11 protein-coding genes are annotated in these 13905 nt (G+C 56.9%); 6 read left to right on the top strand and 5 right to left on the bottom strand.

Going from position 1 to position 13905, the window contains the following annotated elements:
* Positions 1-4: 4 nt before the first annotated feature.
* Together LG31_RS0100875 and sbcB are read right to left on the bottom strand one after the other, a co-directional pair.
* Positions 5-505 (bottom strand): hypothetical protein, encoded by a 501-nt coding sequence (locus tag LG31_RS0100875; RefSeq protein ID WP_033112635.1) that lies wholly within the window; start codon positions 503-505, stop codon positions 5-7.
* Positions 506-639: 134 nt separating this feature from the next.
* Positions 640-2067 (bottom strand): exodeoxyribonuclease I, encoded by a 1428-nt coding sequence (gene sbcB / locus LG31_RS0100880; protein ID WP_033112636.1) that lies wholly within the window; start codon positions 2065-2067, stop codon positions 640-642.
* 348 nt (positions 2068-2415) lie between these two features.
* On the opposite strand from sbcB, the gene LG31_RS0100885 reads away from it, so the two are divergent.
* From LG31_RS0100885 to rplY, 5 genes are all read left to right on the top strand, one after another.
* A complete protein-coding gene (locus LG31_RS0100885) occupies positions 2416-3696 on the top strand; it encodes an HD domain-containing phosphohydrolase (protein WP_033112637.1) in 1281 nt (426 codons plus the stop codon).
* Between the two features lie 98 nt (positions 3697-3794).
* The gene (locus LG31_RS0100890) at positions 3795-4214 is read left to right on the top strand and encodes a CBS domain-containing protein (RefSeq protein WP_033112626.1); all 420 of its coding nucleotides are present in this window, start codon (positions 3795-3797) and stop codon (positions 4212-4214) included.
* A gap of 216 nt (positions 4215-4430) precedes the next feature.
* Positions 4431-8345: an ATP-dependent RNA helicase HrpA gene (gene hrpA / locus LG31_RS0100895; RefSeq protein ID WP_033112627.1), complete on the top strand. Its 3915-nt coding sequence runs from the start codon at positions 4431-4433 to the stop codon at positions 8343-8345.
* Positions 8346-8439: 94 nt separating this feature from the next.
* A complete protein-coding gene (locus tag LG31_RS0100900; protein ID WP_033112628.1) occupies positions 8440-9273 on the top strand; it encodes a hypothetical protein in 834 nt (277 codons plus the stop codon).
* A gap of 115 nt (positions 9274-9388) precedes the next feature.
* Positions 9389-9676, top strand: coding sequence for a 50S ribosomal protein L25 (gene rplY / locus LG31_RS20205; RefSeq protein ID WP_084059506.1), 288 nt, complete (start codon positions 9389-9391; stop codon positions 9674-9676).
* 110 nt (positions 9677-9786) lie between these two features.
* On the opposite strand, the gene LG31_RS0100910 is transcribed toward rplY, so the two are convergent.
* Entirely contained in the window at positions 9787-10182 is a 396-nt protein-coding gene (locus LG31_RS0100910; protein WP_033112630.1) for a MerR family transcriptional regulator, read from the bottom strand.
* A gap of 122 nt (positions 10183-10304) precedes the next feature.
* On the opposite strand from LG31_RS0100910, the gene LG31_RS0100915 reads away from it, so the two are divergent.
* Positions 10305-11468 (top strand): thiolase family protein, encoded by a 1164-nt coding sequence (locus tag LG31_RS0100915; RefSeq protein ID WP_033112631.1) that lies wholly within the window; start codon positions 10305-10307, stop codon positions 11466-11468.
* On the opposite strand, the gene LG31_RS0100920 is transcribed toward LG31_RS0100915, so the two are convergent.
* Both LG31_RS0100920 and LG31_RS0100925 read right to left on the bottom strand, forming a co-directional pair.
* Positions 11465-12688, bottom strand: a complete 1224-nt coding sequence (locus LG31_RS0100920) for an EAL and HDOD domain-containing protein (RefSeq protein ID WP_033112632.1) — start codon at positions 12686-12688, stop codon at positions 11465-11467. The two genes, LG31_RS0100915 and LG31_RS0100920, sit on opposite strands and share 4 nt — an antisense overlap.
* A 116-nt stretch (positions 12689-12804) precedes the next feature.
* The coding region (locus LG31_RS0100925; protein WP_033112638.1) for an OmpP1/FadL family transporter at positions 12805-13905 on the bottom strand (1101 nt) is incomplete at its 5' end.

The raw sequence follows: 13905 nt of genomic DNA on the forward strand, positions 1-13905 counted from the left end.
TGTGTCAGTAACGCCACTCGACGCCAGCCGCGTATTTGGCTGAACCATAGCCCGGGATATCGCTGCCCGAGGTGATGGCCTTGAGGGTGAGATTAGGGGTGATTGGCATACCAAAGCCAAAACCGATAGCCAGCCGATCGTTGGGGTTACCCATCACATCGACCCGCATCACCCGGTAAAGCGACATATCTTCGCTCAGATGCACATAGGCCTGAGACGCGCGGTTATAGGCCTGGCCAAACACCTCCAGCTGAAAGCCGGATTGGGCGGAGATGACCAGCGGCACCCCGACAAACTTGTAGAGGTTGGAGTTGTTGAAGTAGCTGTTGGTGACCTGAGGCGTAAAGTCGGTCTGCTTGTACAGGGTGCTGAAGCTGTGCTCAACAATGTGATAGGTCTGCTCCGGCAACAGCGCAAGGTAGTCCGGCATATCGAACCGGTATGCGGCGTTGGCTGCCAGCGGCAGCAGGGCCAGTAATCCCAGCAGAGCGTGGTGACGAGGCATCAGCAAATGGCTTCCGTTTGATAGGGGCAAGGCACAGGGGATGCAACATATTGGTTTTTGAGAAGATCCCCTTCGTCATTATGACTTGAAGAAGGGGATTGGCGATGAGGATTTAGTGTGAAATCAATCACAACTCATAAATCTTCCAGATAGTGGTAGAGACTCTTAAGAATCGCAAAGTTTCGTTCGTTACCCTGATTCTGTTCTGCCAGCGCTTCGAGGCGCGGTACATAGTCAGGCAGACGGTTGCTGAAGTAGTCGCTGCAGTGCAAGCGCCAGCGTTTCTGTTCCGCTTCACTCAGGGTTTGCGGCCAGTTGCGGGCGCGGTAGCGAAACAGCATCTCCGGCAGCCGTGAATCGGTAAAGGCGAACTCCCGCTCGCCCAGCAGATCCGCCGGGGTGGCGCGCACCAGATCCATGGTGGACTTGTCACCGTGACCGAAGAAACCGGCGTAGAGCTGGGTATCGGGATCGCCGTCATTGCTGCCCGCAAACTCCTGATTGAATACTTCCACCAGTTTTTCCCGCACTTCTGGGTGGGCGCGCAGCAGATCCAGGCTCTTGCGGCACTGCTCCCGCTCGATGCCCAGCTCATCGGCTCGCTCTGCCGTCAGGGTGGCGGCCGGTGCAAGTACCGGACACTTGTTGATATGCACCAGTTTGACCGGAATACCGGCCAGATCCCCCAGCTCCTCTTTCTTGGTGTAGAGGCGCTCGCGGATCTCTTCGCTGGAGAGCTCGATAAGCGGGGTGGGGTCGCGGGTCAGATCCACCATGATCACAGCGTTCTGGTTGGTGGGGTGCCAAGCGAGCGGCGAGACCCAGCTTGCACACCCTTGCCAAGGTGAGAACATACCGGAGACGTGCACCAGCGGTTTCATGGTCACCACGTCGATCAGTGCCTTCACCTTGTTCTTGTTGCGAAGGTCAAACAGGTAACCGAACAGCTTGGGTTGGGCCTTTTTCACCAGCTTTGCCATCTCGATGGTGGCCAGCACGTCTGACAGCGCATCGTGAGCATTGGCATGGGCGACGCCGTTGGCGACCGTCAGCTTCTCCAGACGGAAACTCGGTTTGCCCTCATCGTCAAAGGCCCACTCGATCCCCTCCGGGCGCAGGGCGTAGCAGGCCCGCAGCATGTCGAGGATGTCCCAGCGGGAGTTGCCGTTCTGCCAGGCGTAGGCATATGGGTCATAGAAGTTGCGATAGAGGGTATAGCGGGTCACTTCATCATCGAAGCGGATGCTGTTGTAGCCCAGCACGCAGGTATTTGCCGTGGCGAACTGCTCGTGGATCTGGCGAATGAAATCCGCCTCGCACAGCCCGTCCTTCATTGCCTTTTGTGGCGTGATACCGGTGATAAGGCACGCCTCCGGATCTGGCAGGTAGTCCGCCGGCGGTTTGCAATAGATGACCAGCGGCTCGCCAATGATGTTGAAATCCGCATCGGTACGAATACCGGCAAACTGCGACGGCCTGTCCTTGGCGGGGCTGATGCCGAAGGTCTCGTAGTCGTGGAAATAGAAGGTCGGCTCGCTGCCGGCGTGTGCTGTTTTGCTCATGTTGCTCGAGATGAGGTATCCGATGACGGCGGCTAGCGCCTGGGTGGATGGTGCCATGCACCGCAATAGCCAGCATGGTAAACCATAGTGTAGGTAGAACGAAGGGTTGGGCCCCTATTCGTTGCTTTATTAGGCAAGGGCTCATCTGTGTTCACCTGTAACAAAACGCTAATTTGCAAATGTACCGGTGGTTGAAGGTCGCATAGTTATTTTTCCCGGTAATCCTCTGCCAAATCACACTTTTTGTCTGTCCACCAAGGCCAAGAGGATGGCTGTTGACTAAATTATTTATATGAGCAGGGTAAAATGGCTCCTCTGATAACAACATGGCGGCATGGGATAGTGATCATGGACAGAACGCTGACGGAGAAGAACTCGTTCTCATTGCAGGTCGATCTCAGACAGGTGGTGTATGCCTTGTCTGCGTCGCTGGATCTGGTGGGTATTGGCGATGTTGCCCATGGTAAACGAGTCGGGATCATGGCGGCCGAGTGCAGCCGGGTACTGGGGATGGACGATGCGGAACGCCGACTGCTCTTCGAGTTGGGAGTCCTGCATGACATCGGTGTATCATCAACAGCCATTCACCACCATCTGGTCAGCGAGTTTGACTGGGAGTCGTCGCAGCTCCACTGTGAAGTAGGGTATCAGCTATTAAAGGATTTCCGGCTACTTGCCCCTTTGGCGCTTCCCATCCGTTATCACCACACCCACTGGAAGTTGCTGCGCAATTTACCCGATGTGGACAAGAAAGTTGCCCGTCAGGCCAATCTCATCTTTCTGGTAGACCGTTGTGATGCGCTGGCGGCCCCTCACTATAGCGATGGGTCGCTCCTGATGCATACCAACGAGATCCGCGAACGGCTGCAGGGTTATGGCGGTGAATTTTTTGACCCCGAGCTGGTTGCGGCATTCCTGCAAGCTTCTCGCTCGGAGGCATTCTGGCTCCAGCTCGAGTCGCGCTCCATCAATGATTACATGCTTGAGATGCTGCAAGAGCGCGAACCTTGCACGACGACCAATGGCGAGCTGAAAGCATTGGCGCTGATTTTTTCGGGCATTGTCGATGCCAAAAGCTCGTTTACCATGGCTCACTCTTTCGGCGTTGCCCGTCTGTCGCGACTGCTGGCTGAGCGTATGGGGGTCAGTGCCATTCATTGTGACATGCTGGAGATCGCCGGATTACTGCACGATCTCGGCAAGCTGCGAGTGCCGGATGAAATTCTGGACAAACCGGGGCGATTAACCTCCGAGGAGCGGGCCATCATCAATACCCACAGTTTCGAGACCTATCAGATCTTGCGCCACATCGAGGGATTCGAAGAGATTGCGTGCTGGGCCTCCTATCACCATGAAGAACCGAATGGAGCGGGATACCCGTTTCATTTGCCTGCTTCGGCGATGGCACTGGAGGCGAGGATCTTGCGGGTGGCCGATATTTTTCAGGCCATGGTGCAGGACAGGCCGTATCGGCAGGGGCTCTCTGCTGGCGAGGCGCTCTCTTTTATGAAGCAGTTGGTACGAGAGGGGCGGGTTGATGGTGAAGTTGTCGCCGTTCTGGCTGACAATCTGTCGCAGATGGTACAGGCTGCCATTCCAACGGTAGAGGAGGTGCATGCGTACTGCTGACCTGCTCTGGCTTCCAGCTATGCTTGGAATAAGCCGTGCACGGTGCCGATATTCACGCGCAATACGCAGGCTTGACTGACCACCATAGGGGAGCAGATATGGAATCGCTAAAAGCCAGGGATTATATGCAGAGCAGACCCATCACCTTTAAAGCGGACATGATGGTGCAAGCGGCAGTCGAGAAATTTTTGAACAGCCACCAGCTGGGGGGGCCGGTGACCGATGAGAAAGGACGTCTGATCGGTTGGATCTCCGAGCAAGATTGCATCGCGGTAATGCTCAAGGAGGCGTATCACTGTGAACAGGTGGCACAGGTGCGGGATGTGATGCGCAAAGAGGTGCTGACGGTGGGGCCAGATACCAGCATCCTGACTCTGGCTGAGATGATGATGGGACAGAAGCCCAAGATCTATCCGGTGGTAGAGGAGGGCAGGCTGCTCGGGGTGATCAATCGCCACAATGTGATGCAGGCGATCCACGCTCAGCTCACTACCTGTTTTGTCCATAGCCACGGCTGAGTGCTGTGTCTCTATGTTGAAGCAGGCCAATGGCCTGCTTCGTTATTTTGGGAGACAGCAAGTTCGCCGACCTGATGCTTTCAATGGCGCAAAGGGGCCTACTCGTATGCCCCGAGCTTCATGTTAAGGCTTGCACCTCTCCTTCTCGCTCTTTAGGATCTGCCCTAGCTATCGATATGGCCCCCTTGCCGGGCACTCTTTTAAGGAATTCGTACCTTGTCTCTCTCTATCGAGGCGCTGCGCCGCCGTCTCTCTGCCTGCATGAACCTTGACGCCCGCCGTCTATCCAGCCGTCTGCACGGGGTCAAAAAGTTGCCCGAAGGCAAACAGGCTGCCGTGCTTGAGACCATTGCCGCCGATCTGGATGCGGCACAGGCGCGTTACCAATCCCGTCTTGCGGGCGTACCCAAGGTCACCTATCCGGATAACCTGCCGGTAAGCCAGAAACAGGCGGAGATCGCCAAGGCGATCAGTGAACATCAGGTGGTGATCATCGCCGGTGAAACTGGCTCGGGCAAAACCACCCAAATCCCTAAGATCTGTCTGGCGCTCGGGCGCGGAGTGAAGGGCTTTATCGGCCACACCCAGCCGCGCCGTCTGGCGGCTCGTACCGTCGCGGCCCGTATCGCCGAGGAGATGGAGTCCGAACTCGGCCACTACGTGGGTTACAAGGTGCGCTTTACCGATCAGGTGAGTGAGCAGACCCATATCAAGCTGATGACCGACGGTATCCTGCTGGCCGAGATCCAGAACGACCGGATGCTCACCCAGTACGACACCATCATCATCGACGAGGCCCACGAGCGCAGCCTCAATATCGACTTCATCCTGGGCTATCTCAAACAGCTGTTGCCCAAGCGCCCCGATCTCAAAGTGATCATCACCTCGGCCACCATCGACCCCCAGCGCTTCTCTCGCCATTTCAACAAGGCGCCGGTGATCGAGGTTTCCGGTCGCACCTATCCGGTAGAGGTGCGTTACCGCCCGCTGTTTGTCGATAAAAAAACCGGCGACAAGAGTGAAGGGCTGGAGGAGCGCGACGAGCTGCAGGGGATCTTCGATGCGGTGGAAGAGCTGGCCCGCGAAGGGTTGGGGGACATCCTCATTTTCATGAACGGCGAGCGGGAGATCCGCGATACCGCCGATGCCCTGCGCAAGCTCAACCTGCGCGATACCGAGGTACTGCCGCTCTACGCCCGCCTCTCCAACGCCGAGCAGAACAAGGTGTTCCAGCAACACGCTGGCCGGCGCATCGTGCTCGCCACCAACGTGGCGGAGACCTCGCTGACGGTGCCGGGCATTCGTTACGTCATTGACCCGGGTACAGCCCGCATCAGCCGTTACTCCTGGCGCACCAAGGTGCAGCGCCTGCCCATCGAGCCGGTCTCCCAGGCCAGCGCCAACCAGCGTAAAGGGCGCTGCGGCCGGGTGGCGGACGGTATCTGTATCCGCCTCTACTCGGAGGAGGATTTCAATAGCCGTCCCGCCTTTACCGACCCCGAGATCCTTCGCACCAATCTGGCCTCCGTCATCCTGCAGATGTTGGCGCTCGGCCTTGGCAACATGGAGGCCTTCCCGTTCGTCGAGCCGCCGGAGTCGCGCCATATCAAGGATGGCCTGACGCTGTTGAAAGAGCTGGAGGCGGTCAAAGAGCTGCCCGGTACCCGGGACCAGGAGCCCAAACTGCAGTTGACCGAGACTGGCCGCCAGCTCTCGCGCATACCCCTTGATCCGCGTCTGGCGAAGATGGTGATCAGTGCGGCGCAGACCGGCTGCCTGAGCGAGGTGATGGTGATCACCGCTGCCCTCAGCATTCAGGATCCCCGCGAGCGTCCCATGGAGAAAAAGCAGGCCGCCGATGAGCAGCACAGACGTTTTGAAGACAAGGATTCCGACTTCCTTGCCTTCGTCAATCTGTGGAATTACCTGAAAGAGCAGCAGGATGCCCTTGGCAGCAACCCGTTCCGCCGCATGTGCCAGAAGGAGTTTCTCTCCTACCTGCGGGTACGGGAGTGGCAGGACATTCACTTCCAGCTGCGTCAGACGGTCAAGGAGCTTGGTTTTAAAGCCAACCAGGAACCGGCAGATTTCAAGACGGTGCACTGCGCCCTGCTGACCGGTCTTTTGAGCCATATCGGCAACAAGGATCTGGAAAAGCCCGAATTCCTTGGGGCTCGCAATGGCCGCTTCCACCTCTTCCCTGCCTCGGGTCTGTTCAAGAAGCCGCCCAAGTGGGTGATGGCCGCCGAGCTGGTGGAGACCTCGCGCCTCTACGCTCGCATCAACGCCAAGATTGAACCCGAGTGGGTGGAGCCACTGGCAGTCCACCTGATCAAGCTGCACCACAGCGACCCTCACTGGTCGAAGAAAAACGGCGCCGTGATGGCCAAGGAGAAGGTGACTCTCTATGGTCTGACCTTGGTCAATGAGCGCACCATCAACTTCAGCCGCATTGATCCGGCGCTGTGTCGCGAGCTGTTTATCCGTCGCGCCCTGGTGGAGGGGGATTTCGAAACCCGCCACCGCTTCTTCAGTGACAACCGCAAACTCCTGGCCGAGGTGGAGGCGCTGGAGCACAAATCCCGTCGTCGCGACATTCTGGTGGATGACGAGGATCTGTTCCGCTTCTACGATGCCCGTTTGCCGGAGGATGTGATATCAAGCCGTCACTTCGACAAGTGGTGGAAAGAGGCGCAAAAGCGGGATCCCGAGCTGCTCAACTTCGAAAAAGAGATGCTGATGAAGGGAGATGCGGCCCACATCAGCGATCTCGACTACCCCAACTTCTGGCAGCAGGGGCGCCTTAAGCTCAAGTTGACCTATCAGTTCGAGCCGGGGGAGGCAGCCGATGGTGTGACCCTGCATATTCCGCTGCCGCTCCTGAATCAGGTGGAGGTGAAGGGCTTCGAGTGGTTGATCCCGGGGCTTCGTCACGAGCTGTTGGTGGCTCTCATCAAGTCGATGCCAAAGCCGATGCGCAAGAACTTCGTGCCAGCGCCGAACTACGCCGACGCGTTGCTCGCCAGCATCAACCCCGAACAGGGGCCGCTACTGGACGAGATGGAGCGTCAGCTGCGCCGTATGACCGGCGTGACCGTGCCCCGTGAATCCTGGGACTGGGCTGCGGTGCCCGATCACCTGAAACTCACCTTCCGGGTGGTGGACGACAAACACAAGAAGGTGGCGGAAGGTAAAGATCTGGAGGCCTTGAAAGAGTCGCTGCGCGGCAAGGTGCAGGAGACCCTGTCACAAGTGGCGGACGATGATATCGAGCAGTCCGGTCTCACTCTGTGGAGCTTTGGCGAGCTGCCGCAAGAGTACAGTCAGAAGCGGGGCGGGTTCGAGGTGAAGGCCTATCCGGCGTTGGTAGATGAGAAGGATTCGGTCGCCATCCAGCTGGTGGAGAGCCCTGTGGTGCAGCAGCAGCTGATGTGGGCGGGCCAGCGCCGGCTGGTACTGCTCAACGTACCATCTCCCATCAAGTACCTGCAGGAAAAGCTGCCCAACAAGGCCAAGCTGGGGCTCTATTTCAACCCGTTTGGCAAGGTGGCCGAGCTTATCGACGACTGCATCGCCTGCGGCTGTGACAAGCTCATCGAGCAGCACGGCGGCATGGCTTGGGACGAGGCCGGTTTCGAGGCGCTCAAGGAGTACGTCCGCGCCGAGCTCAACGATGCGGTGGTTGAGGTGGCCAAGCAGGTAGAAGCCGTGCTGACCCTCTCCCATGAGATCAAGAAACGGCTCAAGGGCAAGATGCAGCTCGACACCGCCTTTGCCATGTCGGACATCCAACAGCAGCTCGGCAACCTCATCCACAAGGGCTTTGTCACCGAGACCGGCTGGCAGCGACTGCCGGATCTCTTGCGCTACCTGCGGGCCATCGAGCGGCGTCTCGAGAAGCTTGCCATCGATCCCAACCGGGATCGGGTCTACATGCTCAAGGTGCACAGCGTGGAGTCGGAGTACAAGGCGCTGCTGGCCAAGATCCCCAAATCCCAGCTGATCCCGGCTGAAGTAGCCAATATCCGCTGGATGATCGAAGAGCTGCGGGTGTCGTTCTTTGCCCAGAATCTGGGGACCCCTTATCCGGTGTCGGATAAACGGGTGCTGAATGCTATCGCGCAGTGCTAAGCTGCTATCTGTCTGTTTTAACTGCGTGATATAGAGTGTGGGAAGGGGCGGCCAAGGTGGTGGGCTCCTTTAAACGGAAGTCAGGGAGGCAAGGATGCTGGGGATCTGGTTGAGTGTGGCGCAGGTGGTGATCAGCGGTTACCAGCCTATCGCAGAGCAAACCTGGGTGCAGTTGAACCCGGAGTATTACCCCTTGACGCGCACGCCGCCCGCCATGTTTGTGGCATGGCATGGCAACCAGTTTCCGCCGCTGGCCCAGAAACAGAAAAATGGTCGTTGGCAGATCCTCTTTCCTGCCCGTCTGGTACCCCCCTTTGATCTGTTCGAGGGGGAGGCCGAGCTCTCCAAAGCCTATCTGGCAAAGTTGCGGCGTATCGACGAGATGGCTTATGGCGTCGCATCCGTTCAGGCTGTAGCGGCAGTGCAGCAGCAGGGTCTCTCTCCGTTGGATGAAAATGGGCCGCTTGTCCCCTTTATTGCCGAGTTCAGTGCCGCGCATGCAATGCCGGTTCAGCTGGCGGTAAATCCTCGCTACGAGGCGGAGCCGTTGCTGGCGATGCTGGGGAGCGTTGCGCGTGAATCGGTAAACAATGCTGATATCCAGCTGGCTGCTGTCACGTCAACCGATAGCGCCACCCTTACGCTATCGGCCCCGGCTGCAGGGGGTGAGCGTGCAGTGTGTCATCAGGTGGCGGCCGGTGAGACGCTGTGGCGCATAGCTAACCAGCTCTCCAGTGCCATGGGGGCCGATACGTACAGCTATTTGCTGGCGTTGGTGGCTGAAAATCAGGCGCGACTTGGCCATAGTATCCGGGTCAAAACCGGGGATGGTCTCTACTGTCCCCGCGCCGAGACGCTGGCGCAGTTTGATGCGCTGAGCCCGGCCCAGCGGCAACAGCAATTTGCCCGCCTTGAGCAGGGGCGTTAAAGCACGGGATGAGCCTTGTATCCGTTATTGGCCCATGGTAGTATTCGCGCTCGTTTTGCGAGGTGCTGACCGGTCGCAGTTAGCACCATAAATTCATCCAAAAGAGATACATACTATGTCTTTCGTATTCCAAGCTGAAGTCCGTTCTGACCTGGGGAAAGGTGCGAGCCGCCGCCTGCGTCAAGCTGACCAAGTTCCTGCCATCGTTTACGGTGCAGGCAAAGAAGCTCTGTCCGTAGCTGTTGACCACAAGAAAATGGTCCTGGCTCAAGAGAAGCCGGAATTCTATGAGTCCGTACTGACTCTGGTCATCAACGGCGAAGAAGTTAACGTAAAAGTGAAAGCTATCCAGCGTCACCCGGTACGTTACAAGCTGGTTCACCTGGACTTCGTTCGCGTCTAATCGCGAGTTGTCAGGTTGAAGAAAAGCCACTCTCAGGAGTGGCTTTTTGCTATCTGGCGTTGGGTTGTTTTTGCAATGTGAGAAGAGGACCTGTTTGCCCTCTTGCTTCATTAACCTAGCTGGTTCAGCGCCTGCTGACAGCGCTGTTCGGCGGCATCCAGCTCCAGCAGCACCATTCTGATATCTTCCATCTGTTGCTGCAGCGTTTCACGTTTATCCGTTACCAGCCCCAGCATGGTTTGCAGCTGGGTACGGCTGCTCTTGTCGGCATCATAGAGATCAAACAATTCGCGGATCTCGGCGAGGCTGAAACCAAGGCGTTTGCCACGCAGGGTCAACTTGAGGCGAACCCGATCCTGCTTGCTGTAGATGCGGGTCTGGCCCTCTCTGGCGGGATTGAGCAATCCCTGATCCTCATAAAAGCGGATACTGCGCGTCGTAATATCAAATTCCCGAGCCAGCTCACTGATGCTGTAGCGCCGGGCTTCATCCCTGTTTTTGTTCATACAGACTTCTTGGCGAACTAAATCCTGCTGGCACCTTACCTAAACGTAAACTGCACTGCAACTCTTGTTCCCGTGACGTAGAAAACCTATGTTATGGCCATGTAACAAAAAGAGGCTGGCAAATGGATATTGCGATTGTGGCGGCAAAGCGGACCCCGATGGGGGCATTTCAGGGAGCATTGGCAGAGGTGACGGCACCTGATTTGGGGGCGTGTGCCATCGAGGCGGCACTGCAGCAAAGCGGGCTGCGTCCGGAGCAGGTCGACGAAGTCTTTATGGGCAACGTGTTGTCGGCTGGGGTGGGGCAGGCTCCCGCCAGGCAGGCGATGTTGAAAGCGGGTTTACTGCCATCCACACCCGCAACCACAGTCAACAAGGTGTGTGGTTCCGGTATGAAGGCGGTGATGCTGGCGGCAGATTCCATCCGGCTTGGCGACAACCGGGTTGTGGTTGCTGGTGGCATGGAGAGCATGAGCCGTGCCCCCTATCTGTTGGATAACGCCCGTAACGGTTTTCGGATGGGACATCAGTGGGCGCTGGATCACCTCTTTCTCGACGGATTGCAGGATGCCTATGATGGCCAGCTGATGGGAATCCATGCCCAGCGCAGCGCTGATCTGGCCGGTTTGACCCGCAGTGCTATGGATGAATTTGCCTTGGCATCGCTCCAGCGTGCCCTTGAGGCCCAGCAGGCTGGCTCTTTTAGTTCGGAGCTGGCGCCTTGCCATCGTGAGGGGCGCTTGCTGCTGGCAGAGGATGAGCAACCCGGCCGAGGACGGCCGGAAAAGATACCAACGCTAAAACCGGCGTTTGGTAAAGAGGGAACCATTACTGCAGCTAATGCGAGCTCCATCTCTGATGGTGCGGCGGCGCTGATATTGATGGATAGCGCTACGGCAGTTGCCCGGCAGGTGCCGGTATTGGCAAGGATCGTCGGTTATCAGAGCCATGCAGCCTTGCCAGCCGAGTTTACCTCGGCACCCATTGGCGCAATATCCAAATTGCTGGAGCGGCTTGACTGGTCAGTGGAGAAGGTTGATCTCTTCGAGATCAACGAGGCATTTGCCATGGTGACCATGGTGACCATGGCGGGATGTGGTATTTCCCATGACAAGGTCAATGTATACGGTGGAGCCTGTGCACTGGGGCATCCACTCGGCACGAGTGGCGCCCGTATTCTGGTTACCTTGGTCTCGGCCCTGCGTCAACGGGGAGGAAAAAGAGGGATTGCCTCTCTGTGTATCGGAGGGGGAGAGGCGACAGCGATCGCGGTGGAGATCGATTAATCGGTTGCTTCCATCGCCTGCAACTGCTCGTTGACCCAGGTGGTTGCAGCCAGATAGAGATGGCTGACCTTCTCCTCGCTCAAGCCAAGCTTGGCTGTTCTGGCTGTGACCCGTGACCAGTTGGCATTCTCGTAGTCTTCACAAAACGCGAGGTAGAAGCCGAGATTGCCCTTGCGTTCAAGCAGCGCCAAACGGATGGCATCGATCAGCGGAATGGTGCCGAGCAGCTTGTCCATCGGCTGCTCCATCAACACATCCAGCAGGGAGAAGAGGCCGGTGATAAAGGCCTGTGGCGCCTGCTGGGTCGGTGCGTGAGCATGGGCCAGCAGCTCACAGAAGCGGGCTCTGATCAGCGACATCTGATAGAGCTCAGCACTCTTTCCCTTGCCTGCACTCGTGGCCGCAACCAGCGAGACAAAACGCTTTAGCTGGGTATTGCCAAGGTAGATGGCGGCCTGGCGAAATGAAGAGATGGGATTGGTATGTCCTTTAAGATGGTTGACGTAGCGCAGCAGCTTGAGGGAAAGGGAGATATCCTGGCTTAGCAGCTGCTCGATCCGGTTGATGTCAGGTTCGGACTGATTGACCACGTTGAGCAGTTGCATGACGACGACCTGGGCTGGTTCCATGGTCGCCTGCTTGACCATTTCGGGGCGACTGAAGAAAAAGCCCTGAAATAGCTGGATCCCCAGCTGCTTGACCCGTTCGAATTCCGCCTTGTCCTCTACCTTTTCGGCCAGATAGGTCAGATTCATGCTTTGGTGGCGCTGGATGAACACCTTGATCTGCAATAGCGGTGTTGCCCGCAGATCGAACTTGATGATCTTGATAAAGGGGAGGAAACGCTCCCAGTCTGGCGACATGGTGAAGTCATCGAGCGCCAGCGTATAGCCCAATTTATGGAGTTGTTTGACCTTCTCCAGCAGGGCATCGTCCGGTGCTGCATCCTCCAGAATTTCAATCACCACTTTCTCGGGTGGGAGGCACTCTGCCAAGCCATCCAGCAACAGGGAGTGAGGGAAATTGATGAAGCAGGGGCGGCCGCCCAGTAGCTGATCGATGTTTTGTTGCAGAAACTGTTCGACGACAAGACTCGACGTTGCTTGCCGTGACGAGATGCTCGGGAAGACATTATTCAGGCTATCGCGAAAGAGCAGCTCATAGGCGTAGGTATTAAGGTCTCTGTCGAGAATGGGCTGTCTTGCAACGTAGGAATACATGCCTGGCTCCGATATGGGTACTGGCTTGATTTTATGGTGTTGCAGAACACTATGCCAGTCCTGACCCTACTGAGTAAGGCAATAATTGGCATAGTGTTTTTCTGTCAGAGCCGAATTTAGAAGAGATAGCTCATTTGTAAACCAGCCAGCCAAGCATCCCCTTCAGAAGTGCCCTGGAAAGTAGAGGTTGCTACTTTGTTTGTTCCTGGGATAGGTAGCTGCATTGTTTCAGTGACATCGACCTTTTTACCATCGATCAGAGTCAGTCCCAGATCAACAGTCAGATTGGGCGTGAACTGATAACCCATGCCAAGGCTGTACCAGAGGCGGTCAGCATCCGGTATGGAGATGGTACGGCGATCTGCAGGTACCGGGCTTGCGTCATAGGCGACCCCGGAGCGCAGTTGCCATTGAGGTGTTAGCTGATAGGTCATGCCAATGGCATAGCGCCAGCTATCTTCCCAGTGTTCATCCTTGATATGCATGTTGGACATGTTATCGAGATCTGCTTCCAATTGAACAAATTTGCTCCAGTTGGTCCAGTTCATACTGCCGTGGATGGCCAGGTTGTCGGTCAACTGGTGAACGGCGGCCAGTTCAGCCGTTGCTGGCAGCGGTAGATCCAGACTGCCTGTGTCTTTTAGCTCTTTGCCGCTCGGTGTACCAATGATAGCGTCGCCGGATAACCTCAAATTGACATCATGGCGATAGGAGAGGCCGATGCGGGTCTGTTTGGATAGTTCCAGCAAGGTGCCGACATTCCATCCCCATGCCCAGCCATCCCCCTGCAAATGCTTGGCGATAAGATTGCGGGAGGGGAAAGTGCCACCGACTTCGCCTTCGCCCTGAATAGCAGAGATCCCGGCACCAATTGACCACATCTCATTGATGCGATAAGCGAGTGAGGTACCCAGATCCATGGTCTTGATATCGGAGACATTGCCAAAGTGACCGGCACTGTAGTTGTCCGGCATCTTGACACCGAGACCGTAATAGGAAGTGGCCGAGAACCCAAGACGCCACTGCTCATTGAGTGGAATGATGAGATAGGCGTTGGGAACCCAGGCTGCGGCCGCGATATCTCGTGCAGTCGCATCGGCATGGGTCAGCAACCCCGTTGTTTTTCCTTCGATATTTACGTCAGGGCTGACGTAAATGGTTCCGCCCGAGAGTGCAATCTTGTCAAAGCGAGTCATGGCTGCCACGTTGCGAGATAG

Origin of the sequence: Aeromonas lacus, assembly GCF_000764665.1 — a bacterium.
GTDB lineage: Bacteria > Pseudomonadota > Gammaproteobacteria > Enterobacterales > Aeromonadaceae > Aeromonas > Aeromonas lacus.

What these genes read in the sequence shown, in the direction of transcription:
- LG31_RS0100875 (WP_033112635.1), bottom strand. Translation starts at nt 505, where the DNA reads ATGCCTCGTCACCACGCTCTGCTGGGATTACTGGCCCTGCTGCCGCTG.
- sbcB (WP_033112636.1), bottom strand. Translation starts at nt 2,067, where the DNA reads ATGAGCAAAACAGCACACGCCGGCAGCGAGCCGACCTTCTATTTCCAC.
- LG31_RS0100885 (WP_033112637.1), top strand. Translation starts at nt 2,416, where the DNA reads ATGGACAGAACGCTGACGGAGAAGAACTCGTTCTCATTGCAGGTCGAT.
- LG31_RS0100890 (WP_033112626.1), top strand. Translation starts at nt 3,795, where the DNA reads ATGGAATCGCTAAAAGCCAGGGATTATATGCAGAGCAGACCCATCACC.
- LG31_RS0100900 (WP_033112628.1), top strand. Translation starts at nt 8,440, where the DNA reads ATGCTGGGGATCTGGTTGAGTGTGGCGCAGGTGGTGATCAGCGGTTAC.
- rplY (WP_084059506.1), top strand. Translation starts at nt 9,389, where the DNA reads ATGTCTTTCGTATTCCAAGCTGAAGTCCGTTCTGACCTGGGGAAAGGT.
- LG31_RS0100910 (WP_033112630.1), bottom strand. Translation starts at nt 10,182, where the DNA reads ATGAACAAAAACAGGGATGAAGCCCGGCGCTACAGCATCAGTGAGCTG.
- LG31_RS0100915 (WP_033112631.1), top strand. Translation starts at nt 10,305, where the DNA reads ATGGATATTGCGATTGTGGCGGCAAAGCGGACCCCGATGGGGGCATTT.
- LG31_RS0100920 (WP_033112632.1), bottom strand. Translation starts at nt 12,688, where the DNA reads ATGTATTCCTACGTTGCAAGACAGCCCATTCTCGACAGAGACCTTAAT.